17 protein-coding genes are annotated in these 17,316 nt (G+C 59.7%); 7 read left to right on the forward strand and 10 right to left on the reverse strand.

Features of this window, described 5'->3' with window-relative positions:
• Positions 1–131 precede the first annotated feature (131 nt).
• Genes ACZ0AZ_RS04910 through ACZ0AZ_RS04920 form a run of 3 tightly spaced genes read left to right on the forward strand, consistent with a single transcriptional unit; the run spans position 132 to position 2,922 of the window.
• Entirely contained in the window at positions 132–1,445 is a 1,314-nt protein-coding gene (locus ACZ0AZ_RS04910) for a C4-dicarboxylate transporter DctA (protein WP_310406968.1), read from the forward strand.
• Positions 1,446–1,494: 49 nt separating this feature from the next.
• Positions 1,495–2,199 carry a FadR/GntR family transcriptional regulator gene (locus ACZ0AZ_RS04915; protein WP_039761732.1) on the forward strand — a complete coding sequence of 235 codons (705 nt, stop codon included), beginning with the start codon at positions 1,495–1,497 and terminating at the stop codon, positions 2,197–2,199.
• A gap of 18 nt (positions 2,200–2,217) precedes the next feature.
• Entirely contained in the window at positions 2,218–2,922 is a 705-nt protein-coding gene (locus tag ACZ0AZ_RS04920) for a GntR family transcriptional regulator (RefSeq protein ID WP_463537018.1), read from the forward strand.
• 53 nt (positions 2,923–2,975) lie between these two features.
• On the opposite strand, the gene yjiA is transcribed toward ACZ0AZ_RS04920, so the two are convergent.
• The 3 genes from yjiA to ACZ0AZ_RS04935 form a co-directional block, all read right to left on the reverse strand.
• On the reverse strand, positions 2,976–3,947 hold the full coding sequence (gene yjiA, locus ACZ0AZ_RS04925; RefSeq protein ID WP_039761736.1) for a GTPase: 972 nt from the start codon (positions 3,945–3,947) through the stop codon (positions 2,976–2,978).
• 151 nt (positions 3,948–4,098) lie between these two features.
• The gene (locus ACZ0AZ_RS04930; RefSeq protein WP_003228401.1) at positions 4,099–4,296 is read right to left on the reverse strand and encodes a YbdD/YjiX family protein; all 198 of its coding nucleotides are present in this window, start codon (positions 4,294–4,296) and stop codon (positions 4,099–4,101) included.
• Positions 4,297–4,311: 15 nt separating this feature from the next.
• A complete protein-coding gene (locus tag ACZ0AZ_RS04935) occupies positions 4,312–6,378 on the reverse strand; it encodes a carbon starvation CstA family protein (protein ID WP_016773099.1) in 2,067 nt (688 codons plus the stop codon).
• A gap of 159 nt (positions 6,379–6,537) precedes the next feature.
• Here ACZ0AZ_RS04935 and ACZ0AZ_RS04940 point away from each other — a divergent pair, with 159 nt between their 5' ends.
• Positions 6,538–6,906: a PilZ domain-containing protein gene (locus tag ACZ0AZ_RS04940; protein WP_039761738.1), complete on the forward strand. Its 369-nt coding sequence runs from the start codon at positions 6,538–6,540 to the stop codon at positions 6,904–6,906.
• Positions 6,907–7,057: 151 nt separating this feature from the next.
• Here the strand turns inward: ACZ0AZ_RS04940 and radA are convergent, their stop codons facing one another.
• From radA to katB, 3 genes are read right to left on the reverse strand one after another with little or no spacing between them, the layout of a single operon-like run.
• Positions 7,058–8,425 (reverse strand): DNA repair protein RadA, encoded by a 1,368-nt coding sequence (radA, locus tag ACZ0AZ_RS04945; RefSeq protein ID WP_003228407.1) that lies wholly within the window; start codon positions 8,423–8,425, stop codon positions 7,058–7,060.
• 47 nt (positions 8,426–8,472) lie between these two features.
• Positions 8,473–9,018 (reverse strand): ankyrin repeat domain-containing protein, encoded by a 546-nt coding sequence (locus ACZ0AZ_RS04950; RefSeq protein ID WP_039761740.1) that lies wholly within the window; start codon positions 9,016–9,018, stop codon positions 8,473–8,475.
• Between the two features lie 60 nt (positions 9,019–9,078).
• Complete coding sequence (gene katB / locus ACZ0AZ_RS04955) at positions 9,079–10,620, reverse strand: catalase KatB (RefSeq protein WP_039761741.1); 1,542 nt, start codon at positions 10,618–10,620, stop codon at positions 9,079–9,081.
• Between the two features lie 285 nt (positions 10,621–10,905).
• Here katB and mscL point away from each other — a divergent pair, with 285 nt between their 5' ends.
• A complete protein-coding gene (gene mscL / locus ACZ0AZ_RS04960) occupies positions 10,906–11,319 on the forward strand; it encodes a large-conductance mechanosensitive channel protein MscL (RefSeq protein ID WP_024014404.1) in 414 nt (137 codons plus the stop codon).
• Between the two features lie 45 nt (positions 11,320–11,364).
• On the opposite strand, the gene ACZ0AZ_RS04965 is transcribed toward mscL, so the two are convergent.
• Positions 11,365–12,141 carry a ferredoxin--NADP reductase gene (locus tag ACZ0AZ_RS04965; RefSeq protein WP_463537019.1) on the reverse strand — a complete coding sequence of 259 codons (777 nt, stop codon included), beginning with the start codon at positions 12,139–12,141 and terminating at the stop codon, positions 11,365–11,367.
• Positions 12,142–12,455: 314 nt separating this feature from the next.
• On the opposite strand from ACZ0AZ_RS04965, the gene ACZ0AZ_RS04970 reads away from it, so the two are divergent.
• The gene (locus tag ACZ0AZ_RS04970; protein WP_165368433.1) at positions 12,456–13,166 is read left to right on the forward strand and encodes an autoinducer binding domain-containing protein; all 711 of its coding nucleotides are present in this window, start codon (positions 12,456–12,458) and stop codon (positions 13,164–13,166) included.
• Between the two features lie 174 nt (positions 13,167–13,340).
• Entirely contained in the window at positions 13,341–14,465 is a 1,125-nt protein-coding gene (locus ACZ0AZ_RS04975; protein ID WP_463537020.1) for a methyltransferase, read from the forward strand.
• A gap of 72 nt (positions 14,466–14,537) precedes the next feature.
• On the opposite strand, the gene ACZ0AZ_RS04980 is transcribed toward ACZ0AZ_RS04975, so the two are convergent.
• The 3 genes from ACZ0AZ_RS04980 to ACZ0AZ_RS04990 form a co-directional block, all read right to left on the reverse strand.
• Positions 14,538–14,705 (reverse strand): DUF2474 domain-containing protein, encoded by a 168-nt coding sequence (locus ACZ0AZ_RS04980; protein WP_016773090.1) that lies wholly within the window; start codon positions 14,703–14,705, stop codon positions 14,538–14,540.
• Between the two features lie 84 nt (positions 14,706–14,789).
• The gene (gene cydB / locus ACZ0AZ_RS04985) at positions 14,790–15,797 is read right to left on the reverse strand and encodes a cytochrome d ubiquinol oxidase subunit II (RefSeq protein WP_463537021.1); all 1,008 of its coding nucleotides are present in this window, start codon (positions 15,795–15,797) and stop codon (positions 14,790–14,792) included.
• A gap of 3 nt (positions 15,798–15,800) precedes the next feature.
• Entirely contained in the window at positions 15,801–17,246 is a 1,446-nt protein-coding gene (locus ACZ0AZ_RS04990; protein ID WP_039761747.1) for a cytochrome ubiquinol oxidase subunit I, read from the reverse strand.
• Between the last annotated feature and the right edge of the window lie 70 nt (positions 17,247–17,316).

A 17,316-nucleotide genomic window follows, 5' to 3' on the forward strand; every position in this document is an offset into this window, starting at 1 on the left:
CCTTGCGAACCTGGAAAACCTGCGCCTAGACTGCGCCTGCACTGGACATACCGGTAAGACCACAATAATTAAGTCCTGAATCCGCTGCGCCACGCGTACGGCAGCCAGGACACCGACCCAGGATTCCTCCCATGCTCAGATGGTGCTCGCGTTCAATTTTCCTCCAAGTGGTTCTCGGACTGATGCTCGGCATCGTCTGCGGGCTGACCCTTCCGGAATACTCGGCCCAGCTCAAACCGCTTGGCGATGGCTTCATCAAATTGATCAAGATGCTGATCGGCCTGATCGTGTTCTGCGTGGTCGTCAGCGGTATCAGCGGCGCGGGCGATCTGAAGAAGGTCGGGCGCATCGGCCTCAAGTCGGTGATCTACTTTGAAGTGCTGACCACCATCGCTCTGGTGATCGGTCTGGTGTTCGCCTTCAGCACCGGCATTGGCAGCGGCGCGAACATTCATCTGGAGCAGCTCTCCAGCGCAGACATGGGCGACCTCGCCGAGCGCGGCCAGCACATGCACACCACCACGCAGTTTCTGATGGATCTGATCCCGACCTCGGTGATCGGCGCCTTCGCCGACAACAACATTCTGCAGGTACTGCTGTTCTCGGTGCTGTTCGGCAGTGCACTGAATCTGGTCGGCGAAGCCGCTTCCGGGATTTCGCGGCTGATCAATGAACTCAGCCACGTGATCTTCCGCATCATGGGCATGATCGTGCGGCTGGCGCCGATCGGCGTGTTCGGCGCCATCGCCTTCACCACCAGCAAATACGGCCTCGATTCGCTGCAGCACCTGGGCAGTCTGGTCGGCTTGTTCTACCTGACCTGCGTTGCTTTTGTCAGTGTGATTCTCGGCCTGGTCATGCGCGCGTCCGGTCTGCGCATGTGGCCGCTGCTCAAATACCTGCGTGAAGAACTGCTGATTGTCATGGGCACCGCCTCCTCCGACGCTGTGCTGCCACAGATCATGCGCAAGCTCGAACACCTCGGCATCGGCAGCTCGACCGTCGGCCTGGTGATCCCGACCGGGTACTCGTTCAACCTCGACGGTTTCTCGATCTACCTGACCCTGGCCATCGTGTTCATCGCCAATGCCACCGGCACGCCACTGGCGATGACCGACTTGCTGACGATTCTGCTGGTGTCGCTGATTACCTCCAAAGGCGCCCACGGCATTCCCGGTTCGGCGCTGGTGATTCTCGCGGCGACACTGACGGCGATCCCGGCGATTCCCGTAGTCGGTCTGGTGCTGGTATTGGCCGTGGACTGGTTCATGGGCATCGGCCGCGCGCTGACCAATCTGATCGGCAACTGCGTCGCCACCGTGGCCATCGCCCGCTGGGAAAAGGACATCGACGTGCAGCGCGCGAACAAGGTGCTCAACGGCGAGCAGGGCTATAACTTTCAACCGCGAAAAACCGTCGCTCAGGCGGCGGCCAAAGAATTTTGAATGAGTGCCGAGCCTGCCGATTGGCAGGCTCGGCGCAGGGAGCCAATACGTGATTACAACTTCAACCGTCGTCAACTCAGTGGTGGAAAAACTCCGCGCCGCGTTGGCCCGAGGGCAGTGGCGCTCCGGCGACATGCTGCCGGGCCAGCGCGAACTGGCCGAACAACTGGGCATCAGCCGGCCGAGCCTGCGCGAAGCGGTGATCGTCCTCGAAACCCTCGGTCTGGTGCGTTCGATGCCGGGCAAAGGCGTGGTCGTACTCGACGTGCAACTCAGCGACACTCAGAGCCACGACAGCGCGGTGGCCGGCGCCAGTCTCGAAGATGTGCTGCAACTGCGCTACACCCTCGAGCCGTTCATCGTTGGCCTGGTCGCGCAATCGATCAGCAGCAAGGAAGTCGGACAGTTGCGCCTGACCCTGATGGACATGCGCGAAGCCCTCGAGGCCGGTGACAGTGAAGCCGGGGTCAGCGCCTACATCGCCTTCCACGAAGAACTCTTCACCCTGACCTCGAACCCGATTTTCCAGAGCGTGGTGCAGCAGACCAGCAATGCCCTCAAGCAAAGCGCCGAAGTGTTGCGCAATTCCCCGGAGCATCTGGCCGAACGCCTGGAAGAAAACGAAGCCGTGGTCCGCGCGATCCGCAGCAAGAACAGCGCCCAGGCCAGCGCCGAAATGCGCCGGCACATTCTGCGCGAAGGCCAGCGCATGGGCGTTGAGCTGAACATCCCGGACGACAACCTGCCCACCTGATTTGCCAGGAGAACGGCCATGAACAGTTTCGCTTCAGCCTCCCACGCGCAATCGACCGCCCTGCCCGTCTCTCGCCTGGGCACGCCGACGGAAGATCTGTATCCGCGACTGTTCGAAGCGATTCTCGAGCAGCGTATCGATGAAGACAGCCGGTTTACCGAGCACAGTCTGCAAGCGATGTTCGGCGCCGGCCGCGCCGATGTACGACGGGTGCTGACGCAGTTGTCCCACGAGCAGATCGTGGTATTGCGCGCCAATCATCGACCGCGAGTGGCCGCGCCTGATCGGGAACTGATCCGGCAGACCTTGCATGCGCGACGGCTGGCCGAGAACACGTTGGTGCGGTTGGCGTGTCAGCGTCCGCAGCCAGACGATTTGAAATGCTTGCGCACGTTGGTAGAGCGCGAGAAGCGCGCCGTCGAGCAGGATCGGCGCGGGGCGGCGATTCGCTTGTCGGGAGAGTTTCATCTAAGGTTGGCGCGGATGGCGGGAAATCTGCCGCTGGCGCATTTTCTGCGCAGCCTGGTGCCGTTGACGTCGCTGGCGATTGCGCGAAGTCAGTGTTCGACGCGAAGCTGTTGCGCATGGCAGGAGCATTTGGCGCTGGTTGAGGTTGTGGAGCGAGGGGATGTTTCCAAGGCCGGGATGCTGATGAATCGGCATCTGGATCATCTTGAGCAGACACTGCTGGGCACAACCTTTCAACATTGTGTTGTGAGTTAAATCGCCATCGCGGGCTTGCCCGCGATGGCGTCAGTGCTGACACCGAAAAATCATCAGTCAGAAGCTACCCTGGCAAACCCCGCCCGAATCTTCTCTTCCGGCAAATCATCGGCAATAAACACGATTACACTCTCGCGCGTCTCGCCCTCGGCCCATTCGGTGTCCCAGTCGAAACCATAGAGTTTCAGCACGCCCTGAAACACCAGCCGCCGGTCTTCGCCGGCAATGTTCAGCACGCCTTTGTAACGCAGCAATTGCTTGCCGTGCTCTTCCAGCAGTTCGTTCATGAACTCGCTGAGCTGATCGATATCCAGCGCCTGATCGGTGCGCAACACCAGGCTGGAGATGCGATCGATCGACGGTGCCTTGCTCACCGGACGCAGGCTCAGACCGCCGCCCAGGTCAGCATTGAGGTTGAAACCACGCACATCCAGCAATTCAGCCAGATTGATATTGCCATGCTCGACCACACGGATCGGCGCGCGGCGGTTGATTCGCGTAAGGCGTTCGCTCAACGCGGTGAACGTCGGCTCATCGACCAGATCAGTCTTGCTCACCAGCAAGCGATCAGCGAAACCGATTTGCGCCTGGGCGATGGTCTGGGTCAGGTGCACATCGGCGTGGGCAGCGTCGACCAGGGTGATGATGCCGTCGAGCAAGTAACGCTCGCGCAGCTCTTCGTCAATGAAAAACGTCTGCGCCACCGGTGCCGGATCGGCCAGACCGGTGCATTCGATTACCAGACGGTCAAAGGCAATTTCGCCGCTGTCCAGGCGTTCGAGCAGCAAGTACAGCGCCTTGGTCAGGTCGGTGTGAATGGTGCAGCAGACGCAGCCGTTGGCCAGAGTCATGACTTGCACCGGCTCGTCACCCAACAGCTGGGTGTCGATGCCGGCGTCGCTGAATTCGTTTTCGATCACGGCGATTTTCAGACCGTGCTCGGCTTTCAATAAATGGCGCAGCAAGGTGGTCTTGCCGGCGCCGAGGAAACCGCTGAGAACCGTTACCGGAATGGGAGAAGACAAAACCCGATCTCCTGAAAAGAACACAAAAACAAATGTGGGAGCGAGCCTGCTCGCGAAAGCGGTGTGTCAGTCAAATCATTCATCAACTGACACTCCGTATTCGCGAGCAGGCTCGCTCCCACAGGGATTACCTCAACCTGATGCTGTCAGTTCAACAGCACTTCGGCCCACCCTTGCCACCGTAACGGGCTTCCTGACGTTCGCGAAAGAACATCTCGTAGCTCATCACCGGTTTGTCCGGGTGTTTGGTTTGCATATGCTCGACGTAGGTGTCGTAGTCGGGCATGCCGACCATCAGGCGTGCGGCCTGACCGAGGTATTTACCGAGGCGACTCAGGTCATTGAACATGCTGCAATCCTCTGGTTACGCATCCGGCAGGGCCTGGAATGGCGATTCTTTATCCGTACGCTCTTTTTTGCCCCAGGCGGCGATGCCGACCTTGAGCGCATAGAACAGGATGCTGAACACCACGAACAGGAACAGCGCGGTGAGTGTGGCGTTGGTGTAAGCGTTGAAGATCACGTGCTGCATCTGCTCGACGCTCTTCGCCGGTGCCAGCACCTGACCGTTGGCCAGCGCATCGCTGTACTTCTTGGCCAGGGACAGGAAGCCGATCGCCGGGTTGGCGTCGAACAGCTTGATGAAGCCAGCCGTGGTCGTGCAGATCAACAGCCAGGTGGCCGGCAACAGGGTGACCCAGATGTAGCGCTGGCGCTTCATCTTGATCAGGACCACGGTGCCGAGCATCAGCGCGATACCGGCGAGCATCTGGTTGGAGATGCCGAACAGCGGCCACAAGGTGTTGATGCCGCCCAGTGGATCGATCACGCCCTGATACAGCAACCAGCCCCACATCGCTACACAACCGGCAGTGGCGATCAGGTTGGCGCCCCACGATTCGGTGCGTTTGAGCGCCGGTACGAAGGAGCCGAGCAGGTCCTGCAGCATGAAGCGCCCGGCACGAGTGCCGGCGTCCACAGCGGTGAGGATGAACAGCGCTTCGAACAGGATCGCGAAGTGGTACCAGAACGCCATGGTGTTTTCACCCGGCAGAACACTGTGCAGGATCTGCGCAATACCCACCGCCAGGGTCGGCGCACCACCGGCGCGAGCCAGAATGGTGGTTTCGCCGATGTCATGGGCAACCGCTTGCAGCGCTTCCGGGGTAATCGCAAAGCCCCAGCTCGTGACAACCTGCGCCACCGAAGCGACGTCACTGCCGACGACTGCGGCCGGGCTGTTCATGGCGAAGTACACGCCCGGCTCGATCACCGAAGCGGCAACCATGGCCATGATCGCCACGAACGATTCCATCAGCATGCCGCCGTAACCGATGTAGCGGGCGTTGGTTTCGTTATCCAAAAGCTTCGGCGTGGTGCCCGACGAAATCAGTGCGTGGAAACCCGATACCGCGCCGCAGGCGATGGTGATGAACAGGAACGGAAACAGACCGCCCTTCCACACAGGACCAGTGCCATCGACAAATTGGGTCAGCGCGGGCATTTTCAGCTCGGGCATGGTGATCAGGATGCCGATCGCCAGGGCGACGATGGTGCCGATCTTGAGGAAGGTCGACAGGTAGTCACGCGGCGCCAGGATCAGCCATACCGGCAGCGAAGCGGCGACAAAGCCGTAACCGACCAGCATCCAGGTAATCTGCACACCGGTGAAGGTGAAGGCTTTGGCCCATACCGGATCGGCAGCGATCTGCCCGCCCAGCCAGATCGAACCGAGCAGCAGCAACACACCGACCACGGAGATTTCGCCGATGCGCCCCGGGCGGATGTAGCGCATGTAGATGCCCATGAACATCGCGATCGGGATGGTCGCCATCACGGTGAAGATGCCCCACGGGCTCTCGGCGAGGGCCTTGACCACGATCAGCGCCAGCACCGCGAGGATGATGATCATGATCAGGAAGCAGCCGAACAGTGCGATGGTCCCGGGAATCCGGCCCATCTCTTCACGCACCATATCGCCCAGGGAACGGCCGTTGCGTCGGGTCGACATGAACAGGACCATGAAGTCCTGCACCGCGCCCGCCAGCACCACACCGGCAATCAGCCAGAGTGTACCGGGCAGATACCCCATCTGCGCCGCCAGCACCGGACCGACCAGCGGCCCCGCGCCAGCGATGGCCGCGAAGTGGTGACCGAAAAGAATGTGTTTGTTGGTCGGCACATAGTCCAGACCATCGTTGTTGAGCACGGCGGGGGTGGCCCGACGCGGATCCAGTTGCATCACGTTGTTGGCGATGAACAGACTGTAGTAGCGGTACGCAACCAGATAAATGGCCACGGCAGCGACTACAATCCACAAGGCGTTGATCGCCTCGCCGCGGCGCAATGCCACTACGCCAAGGGCGCACGCTCCTACGATTGCCAGCACGAGCCAGGGTAAGTGGCGCAGCAGGCTATTATTATTTTTCATTTTATTATTCCAGCCAGGGTGGACAAGAAAGACAGCCACCCCGAGTTTAGCGCTTACGGCGCCAAAGGCCATACCCCGACATAGGTCTAGACGCTTGAGCGATTGGCTGGCGCCCGCATTCGCGGTCTATAGTCAGCGAACCTTCATGAGGATTGCGCCATGAGCGAGCACCCCGCCAATCGACGTCGTTTCAAACGTATTGCGTTCGATGCCCGAACCGAGCTGAAACAGGGCGAGTACATCTGGCCGGTCAAACTGATCGACCTGTCGCTCAAGGGCCTGCTGATCGAGCGACCGGAGCCGTGGCTCGGGGATAAAGACCAGGACTTCTTCGTCGACATTCATCTGAGCGAAGACGTCGATATCGAGATGGACGTGCATCTGGCCCATGAGGAAAACGGCCACTTGGGGTTCATCTGCCGGCACATCAGCCTGGAATCGATCCAGCGCCTGCGCCGCTTGATCGAACTGAATCTGGCGGATGAGGCCGAGCTGGAGCGCGAACTGGGTGCCCTGATCGAAATCTAGGCGCCCCAATCCCAATTTGGAATGCCCTGTGGTGAGGGGGATCTATGTGGTGAGGGGATTGATCCCCGTTGGGCTGCGCAGCAGACCCGTTTTTTCAGGGCCGCTACGCGCCCCAACGGGGATAAACCCCCTCACCACAGAGGTTCGGCGTTCACTCAAACAGTGCGTCGAGGGCTTGTTCGAGACGGGTCACGGCAATGATCTGCAACCCCGCCGGCGCTTCCTTCGGTGCGTTGCCCTTGGGCACAATCGCGCGTTTGAAGCCGTGCTTGGCCGCTTCTTTCAACCGCTCCTGCCCGCTCGGCACCGGGCGCACCTCGCCAGACAGGCCGACCTCGCCGAACACCAGCAGATCATGGGGCAGCGGCCGGTTGCGCAAACTCGACATCACCGCCGCCATCAGCGCCAGATCCGACGCCGTCTCCAGCACCTTCACGCCACCGACCACGTTGAGGAACACGTCCTGATCGTGGGTCGGGATCCCACCATGACGGTGCAACACCGCGAGCAGCATTGCCAGACGGTTCTGATCCAGCCCCAGCGTCACCCGACGCGGGTTGGCCAGATGGCTGTCATCGACCAGCGCCTGTACTTCCACCAGCATCGGCCGGGTGCCTTCCCATGTTGCCATGACCACACTGCCCGGGACTTCTTCCTGGGCGCGGGTGAGAAAAATCGCCGATGGGTTGGAGACTTCTTTCAGGCCCTTGTCGGTCATGCCGAACACGCCCAACTCGTTGACCGCGCCAAAACGGTTTTTCACCGCGCGCAGCAACCGCAGACGACCATCGGACTCACCTTCGAAATACAGCACGGTATCGACCATGTGTTCCAGAACACGCGGACCGGCCAGCGCGCCTTCCTTGGTGACGTGGCCGACGAGGAAAATCGCCGTGCCGCTCTGCTTGGCGTAACGCACCAGCAGTGCCGCACTCTCGCGCACCTGGGACACGCCGCCCGGCGCCGATTGCAGTTGTTCGGTGAAGATGGTCTGGATCGAGTCGATCACCATCACCTTGGGCTTTTCCTGGCGGGCGGTGGCGATGATGGTTTCGATGCAGGTCTCGGTCATCACCCGCAGTTGATCCTGCGGCAGGCCGAGACGGCGTGCACGCATGGCCACTTGCTGCTGGGATTCCTCACCGGTGACGTACAGCGCCGGCATGCTCTTGGCCAGGTTGCACAGGGTTTGCAAAAGGATGGTCGACTTGCCGATCCCCGGATCACCGCCAATCAGCACCACCGAACCGTCAACCAAGCCGCCGCCGAGCACGCGGTCGAGTTCACCGGACGCGGTGGAAAAACGTGGAATCTCTTCGATGCTGACTTCGGCCAGGGTTTTGATCTGTGCCTGCTGCCCGGCCCAACCGGTGCGCCCGGTGGGTGCCGTGGCGCCGCCGCTTTCGATCATGGTTTCGGTCAGGGTGTTCCAGGCACCGCATTCGCCGCACTGCCCGGCCCACTTGGGAAAGGTTGCGCCGCACTCGGTGCAGCCGTACATGCGCTTGGCCTTGGCCATCAGAACCCCCGAAAGAAAAGACGCGATGATAACGCAGCCATCGCCGATCAGCGCGGCGCGGCAGTCCGGATTTCGCCGCTGGCCAGACGCACGGCACTGTTGCCCAGCGGATCCTCGGCATTCAGGTCGGCGCCCTTGGCTTTCAACGCATCAAGCAATTCCAGACGTTTGAACAGCCCGGCGTACATCGCCGCGGTCTGCCCGGCGCCGTTACGTTGGTCGGGGCTGCAATCGGTAGCCATCAGGCGCCGGGCGATCTGCAACTCGCCTTTGAATATCGCGCCCATCAGGGCGGTGTTGCCGCGTTGGTCTTGAGCACAGGCATCGGCGCCAGCGGCGAGCAGGCGTTCCACCGCCGGCGCCTGACCGTGATAAGCCGCCAGAATCAGCGCGGTGTAACCCTTGCTGTCGCGGGTATCGAGGGAATAACCGGACTCGATAAAGGTGTCGAGCATCGGCACGTCGCCACGGCGGGCGGCGTCGAAGTAGTAATCCTGCAACTGCGCCTTGAGCGCCTCGGGACTTTGCTCGACCGGTGCCGCCCAGGTGAGGGTCGACAGGCACGCGGCCAGGCCTAAAAGAAAAATACGCATCGAGCACTCTCCTTGAGCGCACGCGAGGCCGGACCGGCCCTCGCGTGCGCCGCATCGCTATTAGTCGGTCAGTTTCGCCGCCAGCGCTTTCACACGGCTGAGGTCGCCCTTGGCCACCTCGGTCACACCGCTGCCGTACTCAGGGTCGGCCTTGTACAGGAACGACAGAATGATGTGCTTGCTCTCGTCATCAGTGGTGGCCAGCGAGCCGCCGAAGCTGTCGATCAGGTCGCGACGTTCCTGCTTGCTGTACGAGCGATACAGATCACCGGCCTGTTTGAAGTTCTGCTCACGCTGAATCTTCGCCTGCTGGGTGGTGCCCGCCAGCGCCGATTGGCTGTAACGCGCCGATGGCGTCTCTTCACGCGGTTGCAGACGGCTTGGCTGGTAGTTGATGCCGGACTGGCTGGCGCCGAAATTCATCGCACCATCCTGATTGCCATTGTTCACTGCGGTTTTCGGTGCGTTGATCGGCAATTGCAATGCGTTGGCACCGAGGCGATACATCTGCGTATCGGCATAAGAGAACACTCGGCCCTGCAACAAACGATCTTCCGAAGGCTCGATACCCGGAACTACGTTGGCGGGTGCCATGGCCACTTGTTCGGTTTCCTGGAAGACATTGGCCGGGTTACGGTTCAAGACCATCTGTCCAACTTTGCGCTCCGGAATACCCGGCCAGATCTTGGTTGCATCCAATGGATCGAAATCAAACTTGGACAAATCCTGTGGCTTCAGAACTTGCACGTACAAGTCCCACTTCGGAAAGTTGCCTTTATTGATATTGCTGACCAAGTCATTGGTCATATGGCTGTAATCCTGACCCTGAACTTTGCCAACCTGTTTCGGCCGCAGATTATTAATCCCCTGCAAGCTCTTCCAGTGAAACTTCACATAGTGAACTTCATTTTTTGCATTGATCAGCTTGTAGGCATGAACGCCATTACCATCCATTTCGCGATAACTGGCCGGGGTACCGTAGTTGGAATACAACTCGGTCAGTGTGCGGGTCGCTTCCGGTACATGGGAGAAGAAATCGAACCGGCGAGAATCGTCGTCCAGGTTGGTGCGCGGATCGGGCTTGAAGGCGTGCACCATGTCCGGGAACTTGATCGCATCGCGGATAAAAAAGGTCGGGAAGTTGTTGCCCACCAGATCCCAATTGCCGTCAGCGGTGTAGAACTTGGTGGCGAAACCGCGCGGATCGCGCAGGGTTTCCGGAGAGTGGTTGCCGTGCACCACCGCCGAAAAGCGCACGAACACTGGGGTGCTCTGGCCGGCGGCGAATACCTTGGCCTTGCTCAGGTCACTGAGGTCATCGGTCACGGTGAAGGTGCCATGAGCGCCGGTGCCGCGTGCATGCACCACGCGCTCGGGGATGCGTTCGCGATCGAAGCGCTGCAGCTTCTGGATCAGTTGCACATCCTGCAGCAGTACCGGGCCGCTGGCCCCTGCGGTTTGCGAGTTCTGATTGTCACCGACCGCAGCGCCGTTATCGCGGGTCAGCGGAGCGGCATTGACTGAAAAGGTCAGCAGGCTGGCGGTCAGTACACCGAAGGTGCGGCGATGGGGAAAAGCCCCCAGTCCAGGAATGGATGTCATATCAGGTTCCTCTGGTTTTATTGGGCGCATCCAGGTGCGCCACGCCAAGGCTAGAGGCCTGTGCGGCGGAACATAAATAGAAAGAACGTAACACCATGATTGAAGAAATTGGCTGTGCAATCAGCGCTTTAGCGCGTATTTCGCGCGCGATTGCTGGCATTTTGCAAACTAATCGTCAATTGATGTGTCGATAAAAACGGGCATTGTAAGAAGGTGTTTCGCGCAGGAGGCGTTTCGCTGATTTACACTGCCTACACCAAACTCATCTGTAACAAGGAAATAACTATGGGCGTGCTTAGCGAGTTCAAGGCCTTCGCGGTCAAAGGCAATGTGGTCGACATGGCCGTCGGTATCATCATTGGCGCAGCGTTCGGCAAGATTGTTTCGTCGTTTGTCGGCGACGTGATCATGCCGCCGATCGGCCTGTTGATCGGTGGGGTCGATTTCAGTGATCTGGCCGTCACGCTCAAAGCCGCCCAGGGCGATGCGCCCGCCGTGGTGCTGGCTTACGGCAAATTCCTGCAGACGGTGCTGGATTTCGTGATTGTCGCTTTCGCGATCTTCATGGGCGTCAAAGCCATCAACCGCCTCAAGCGCGAAGAAGCCGTAGCACCCACTGCGCCGCCGATCCCGAGCAAGGAAGAGCAACTGCTGGGCGAAATCCGCGACCTGCTCAAGGCGCAGAACGAGCGGCCCTGAGGCATTTGCTTCACATTGAAACGGCACCCGCGGGTGCCGTTTTCGTTACCAGTAATTCTCTACCGCGACCTGCCCCGGCTTGCGCGTCAGGCTCAGGCGCATGTCGCGCTGCTTGAGCAAGGCGCGGGTGTCGTCGATCATCTGCGGATTGCCGCACAGCATCACCCGCGAATGCTCTGGCGATAGCTCAACGCCCGCCGCTCGCTCCAGTTCGCCATTTTCGATCAACGTGGTGATCCGGCCCTGCAGCGCGCCGGGATGCGCTTGGCGGGTCACAGTGGGGATGAATTGCAGCTTGTGGGCGTATTCGCTCAGATAGTCACGTTGCGCCAACCCGGCGATCAACTCCTGATAGGCCAGTTCCCGCGCCTCCCGCACGCTGTAAACCAGAATGATCCGCTCGAATTTCTCCCAGACTTCGAAGTCCTGCAGGATCGACAGGAACGGCGCCACCCCGGTGCCGGTGGACAGTAGCCAAAGGTCCCGGCCGTCGACATAGCGATCCAGCGTCAGATAACCGAACGCCTGGCGCTCCACCATCAAAGTGTCGCCGACCTGGAGTCGGCTCAACTCACTGGTGAATTCACCGCCCGGCACAACGATGGAAAAGAACTCGAGAAACTCGTCGAACGGCGACGACACCATCGAATAGGCGCGCCAGACCGTGCTGCCATCGGCCTTGGTCACGCCCAGCCGGGCGAACTGGCCGGCACGAAAGCGAAAGCCGGGATCGCGGCTGGTGCGCAGCGTGAACAGGTTCGGGGTCAACGGTTGCACATCGAGCAAGGTCTGGCTGGTGTACTTCTCGGCGCTGGCAGTCATGAGGCACTCCTTGAAACGATTACCCCCAGTGTCCCGCAAAATCGCGCTGCCAAACACCTGTCATTGGTAATGGTATTAACAGGATCAGCACCGCGCATTCGACTTTTCGTCAATCCTGGATCTAGAGCAATAACTTTAAGATGCCAATTAAAATATAACAGCATGTATTGCTAAGAACGCTTTATAAAAAGCATCAAAGTTTCAATCTCGAAATAATGTAAGGCGATTCACAGGAAAGATCCTACACTTCGATTCGTGCCGGATCTTTTGGATCCATTCGGCGCCCCGATATCAGGCTATGGAGGCGATAGTTCATGGAAACGTGGAAGGAATCACAATTGAAACAACTGACGTTTGCCAAGGGCATAGAATCGGCTTACGCAATATTGCTGAGATTCGCCGAAAACCTGGGCTTTAATTTCTGCGCAATCGCAGTCACGTCACCGAATCGCGAAGTGCATCTTAACGCCTTGCAAATCAATAACTATCCGAAAGAATGGAACGTCCAGTACAAAAAACAGAACTACCGCAATATTGATCCGGTAATAGCGCATTGCAATCACTCAATACTGCCGATCGTTTGGGAGGAGGCCGTGTTTTCAGACGCGCCCGAACTGTGGCAGGCGCTGAAACAGAACGGGCTGCAACATGGCTGGTCGCAAGCGTTTCATGACGAAGCCAGCGGTTTGTGCAGCATCATCAGCCTGGCGCGTACTCATTGCCCGATCAGCCCGCTCGAGCTGTATGAGCATTATGGTTATCTGTTCTACGCCAACCGGCACCTCAGCGAATTGTATGCCCGCACCGTTCCTGTTCAGGCCAAGCCCAGCAGGCCCAGGCTATCGTCCCGGGAGCTGGAGATCATGAAATTGTCCGCCGTGGGCAAGACCGCTCACGATATTTCGCGGATCCTGAGCCTGAGCGAGCGCACCGTTAACTACCATGTGCAAAACGTCATCGAGAAATTCAACGTCTGCAACAAGATTTCTGCGGTGATCGCGGCCGCCCGTGCCGGAATCATCTGAATAACCCAGGGGTAACGCGCCTCAATCCCGCATGTATTTACACGCAAAAAAACGTACCATTGCGGGCTCTCCGAGTGATGACGCAACCTGCTTGCATCGCTGTCCACTCGGTAGGATCCCGTCGCACGACAGCCAGCAACGGGACACCCGCCGAATATCCTGAGTCCCCGCCCCATGCCTTTGCTCGAAACGCCTTTCGCTCAACTCGACCTGATCCGCCAGCCCGAACAGCAGAATGAACCGCTGCAAGCCTTCGATGCGGCGGACGAATACCTGCTCAATTATCTCGCCAGCGAACAACCGGCAAGCAGCACTCGCGTGCTGGTGCTCAATGACAGCTTTGGGGCGTTGGCGATCAGTCTGCTGGGCAAGGTCGAGGTGAGCAGCAGCGGCGATTCGTTCCTGGGTTTTATCGGGCTGGAAAAGAACCTGCTGCGCAATGGCCAGGCATTCGACGCGATCCGCCCGATACCGGCCAGTGAGCCTTTGGTCGGGCCGTTTGATCGGGTGCTGATCCGAGTCCCCAAAACCCTGGCGCTATTGGAAGAGCAGTTGATCCGCCTGCAAGGGCAACTCGCTCCCGGCGCGCAAGTGATCGCGGCGGCCATGGTCAAGCATCTGCCCCGTGCCGCAGGCGATCTGCTGGAGCGCTACGTCGGTCCGGTGCAGGCATCGCTGGCGGTAAAAAAGGCGCGACTGCTGATCGCCACGCCTGAAACCAAAGTGCTCGCCACATCGCCCTACCCGACTCGCTATCGCCTCGACCAACCAGCGATCGAACTGCTTAACCACGCCAACGTGTTCTGCCGCGAAGGCCTGGACATCGGCACTCGCGCATTTCTGCCGCATCTGCCAAAGAACCTTGGCAACGCGCGGGTCGCCGATCTCGGTTGCGGCAACGGTGTGCTGGCGATTGCCAGCGCCCTGCAGAACCCGGATGCGCATTACACGCTGGTCGACGAATCGTTCATGGCGGTGCAATCGGCTGCCGAGAACTGGCGCGCGGCATTGGGCGATCGCGAAGTCATCGTGCGCGCTGGCGATGGTCTGGCCGGGCAGGCGCCACAGTCGCTGGACGTGGTGCTGTGCAACCCACCGTTCCATCAGCAGCAGGTGGTCGGCGATTTCCTCGCCTGGCGCATGTTCCAGCAGGCGCGCGAGGCGCTGGTGGTCGGTGGTGCGCTGTACATCGTCGGCAACCGGCATCTGGGCTATCACAGCAAACTGGCGCGCCTGTTCCGTGGTGTCGAGCAAGTCGCGGCGACGCCAAAATTCGTCATCCTCAAGGCGCGCAAATAGATTTCGCGCATAAAAAAACCCTCCGTGAGGAGGGTTGCGAGTCCATACCCGAAGGCGCCGGGACGGGATGTCTCAGTGAGTGGTCAAACCTGCGGCATTCATGAACATGCGCATCAGGCTGGCGGCGATGAACAACACGCCGACACTGCCAACCCAGATCAGGGCCAACCAGCCGAGCCGCTGCCACAGCGGCTTTTTTTCGGCTTCTTCAATGTCGTGCAGAGAATGTTTGCCGGTCATTGCATCGATCTCCGTTAAACGAAGGCGCCACTGCGGACGCCTTCGCGAGCAGGCTCGCTCCCACAGGGCAAGCCCCGCACTGGATTAATGATAGCCGTCTTCGTGGGTGACCTTGCCGCGGAACACGTAATAGCTCCAGAAGGTGTAACCCAGGATGAACGGGATGATGAACAGCGTGCCCACCAGCATGAAGCCCTGACTTTGCGGCGGCGCAGCGGCGTCCCAGACCGAGATAGACGGCGGCACGATATTCGGCCACAGGCTGATGCCCAGGCCGCTGTAGCCGAGGAAGATCAGCACCAGGGTCAGCAGGAACGGCGTGTAGTTGGCATTGCGTGCCACCGCGCGGATCAGGCCGTACAAGGTGACCAGCACCAGAATCGGCACCGGCATGAACCAGAACAGGTTCGGCATACTGAACCAGCGCGAGGCGATTTCCGGATGCGACAGTGGCGTCCACAGGCTAACGATACCGATCACTGCCAACAGAACAAACGCAAGCGGCCGCGCCAGGTCATGCATCTGCTCCTGCAACTTGCCTTCGGTTTTCATGATCAGCCAAGTACAGCCGAGCAAGGCATAGGCCACCACCAGCGCCGCACCGCAGAACAGCGTGAACGGGGTCAGCCAATCCAGTGAACCACCGGCGAACTGGCGATTGACCACCGGCAGACCATCGATGAACGCACCGAGCGCCACGCCCTGAAAGAACGTCGCCGCGATCGAACCACCGATGAATGCCTTGTCCCACAGATGCCGTTTTTCATCCTTGGCCTTGAAGCGGAACTCGAAAGCCACGCCACGGAAGATCAGGCCCATCAACATGAAGATCAGCGGCAGGTACAGCGCCGACAGCACTACCGAATAGGCCAGCGGGAATGCGCCGAACAACGCCGCGCCGCCCAGCACCAGCCAGGTCTCGTTGCCGTCCCACACAGGGGCGACCGTGTTCATCATCACGTCGCGATCGGTCTTGCCTGGCACGAACGGGAAGAGAATGCCGATGCCCAGGTCGAAGCCGTCCATGACCACGTACATCATGATGCCGAAGATGATGATCACGGCCCAGATCAGCGGAAGATCAATACCCATGAGTCAAATCTCCTTGGTCAAGCGAGTGTTGTCTTCGTGCTCGCCCTCGGCCGGATCGTCGGCTGCGGACAATGGACGCGCCGGAGTGCGTTTCTTGCCTGGACCACCGTCCGGCGTGTCGCTGCCTTCGCTGATCTTCGGCCCTTTGCGCACCAGACGCATCATGTAGCCAAGACCTGCGCCGAACAGCGCGAAATAGACCACGACGAACATGATCAGGGTGATGCTCATCTGCATGAAGCTGTGGTTGGACGAAGCATCCGCAGTGCGCATCAGGCCGTAGACCACCCACGGCTGACGGCCGATTTCCGTGGTGAACCAGCCGGCGAGAATCGCGATCAGCCCGGACGGCCCCATCCACAAGGCCAGATGCAGGAACGGACGTGAGGTGTACAGCGAGTCACGCTTGCGCAGCCACAGGCTCCACAGACCGGTGAAGATCATCAGGAAACCGAGGCCGACCATGATCCGGAACGACCAGAACACAATGGTCGAATTCGGCCGGTCTTCGGGTGGAAACTCCTTCAGCGCCGGCACTTGTTTGTCCAGCGAGTGCGTGAGAATCAGGCTGCCGAGATAGGGAATCTCCACGGCAAACTTGGTGCGTTCTTCTTTCATGTCCGGCCAGCCGAACAGGATCAGCGGCGTGGCTTCGTCGCCATGGTTTTCCCAGTGGCCTTCGATCGCCGCGATTTTAGCCGGCTGATGCTTGAGCGTATTGAGGCCGTGGAAGTCGCCGATCACCGCTTGAATCGGCGCGACGATCAACGCCATCCACATGGCCATCGACAGCATGGTGCGGATCGCCGGGTTGTCCCTGCCCCGCAGCAGGTGCCAGGCCGCTGAAGAGCCGACGAAAAACGCCGTCGCGACGAATGCGGCAGTCGCCATGTGCATCAGGCGGTAGGGGAATGACGGGTTGAAGACAATGGCCAGCCAGTCGGTCGGAATCACCTGGCCGTTAACGATTTCAAAGCCTTGCGGGGTCTGCATCCAGCTGTTGGAGGCGAGAATCCAGAAGGTCGAAATCAGCGTGCCGATCGCCACCATCACCGTCGAGAAAAAGTGCAGGCCGCGCCCGACCTTGTTCCACCCGAACAGCATGACGCCGAGGAAACCGGCCTCGAGGAAGAACGCCGTGAGCACTTCATAAGTCAGCAACGGCCCGGTGACGGCGCCGGCGAAGTCGGAGAAACGACTCCAGTTGGTGCCGAACTGATAGGCCATGACCAGTCCGGAGACCACACCCATGCCGAAGTTGACGGCAAAAATCTTCGACCAGAAATGGTAGAGGTCACGGTAGGTATCGTTGCGGGTTTTCAGCCACAGGCCTTCGAGCACCGCCAGGTAACTCGCCAGGCCGATGGTGATGGCCGGGAACAGAATGTGGAACGAGATGGTGAACGCGAACTGAATTCGGGCGAGATCGAGAGCCTCTAAACCGAACATATGGCTTCCTCTGTCAGGTAATACGGGTAGCTGGCCCGGAGGCCTGCACCACTGCCCCCACGGATATGGA

The organism is Pseudomonas sp. AC239 (genome assembly GCF_979258545.1).

Bases quoted from the DNA above. Each gene is read 5' to 3' on its own strand.
- ACZ0AZ_RS04910 (WP_310406968.1), top strand. From the start codon at position 132: ATGCTCAGATGGTGCTCGCGTTCAATTTTCCTCCAAGTGGTTCTCGGA.
- ACZ0AZ_RS04920 (WP_463537018.1), top strand. From the start codon at position 2,218: ATGAACAGTTTCGCTTCAGCCTCCCACGCGCAATCGACCGCCCTGCCC.
- ACZ0AZ_RS04930 (WP_003228401.1), bottom strand. From the start codon at position 4,296: ATGTTCAATGACCTGAGTCGCCTCGGTAAATACCTCGGTCAGGCCGCA.
- ACZ0AZ_RS04935 (WP_016773099.1), bottom strand. From the start codon at position 6,378: ATGAAAAATAATAATAGCCTGCTGCGCCACTTACCCTGGCTCGTGCTG.
- ACZ0AZ_RS04940 (WP_039761738.1), top strand. From the start codon at position 6,538: ATGAGCGAGCACCCCGCCAATCGACGTCGTTTCAAACGTATTGCGTTC.
- radA (WP_003228407.1), bottom strand. From the start codon at position 8,425: ATGGCCAAGGCCAAGCGCATGTACGGCTGCACCGAGTGCGGCGCAACC.
- ACZ0AZ_RS04950 (WP_039761740.1), bottom strand. From the start codon at position 9,018: ATGCGTATTTTTCTTTTAGGCCTGGCCGCGTGCCTGTCGACCCTCACC.
- katB (WP_039761741.1), bottom strand. From the start codon at position 10,620: ATGACATCCATTCCTGGACTGGGGGCTTTTCCCCATCGCCGCACCTTC.
- mscL (WP_024014404.1), top strand. From the start codon at position 10,906: ATGGGCGTGCTTAGCGAGTTCAAGGCCTTCGCGGTCAAAGGCAATGTG.
- ACZ0AZ_RS04965 (WP_463537019.1), bottom strand. From the start codon at position 12,141: ATGACTGCCAGCGCCGAGAAGTACACCAGCCAGACCTTGCTCGATGTG.
- ACZ0AZ_RS04970 (WP_165368433.1), top strand. From the start codon at position 12,456: ATGGAAACGTGGAAGGAATCACAATTGAAACAACTGACGTTTGCCAAG.
- ACZ0AZ_RS04975 (WP_463537020.1), top strand. From the start codon at position 13,341: ATGCCTTTGCTCGAAACGCCTTTCGCTCAACTCGACCTGATCCGCCAG.
- ACZ0AZ_RS04980 (WP_016773090.1), bottom strand. From the start codon at position 14,705: ATGACCGGCAAACATTCTCTGCACGACATTGAAGAAGCCGAAAAAAAG.
- cydB (WP_463537021.1), bottom strand. From the start codon at position 15,797: ATGGGTATTGATCTTCCGCTGATCTGGGCCGTGATCATCATCTTCGGC.
- ACZ0AZ_RS04990 (WP_039761747.1), bottom strand. From the start codon at position 17,246: ATGTTCGGTTTAGAGGCTCTCGATCTCGCCCGAATTCAGTTCGCGTTC.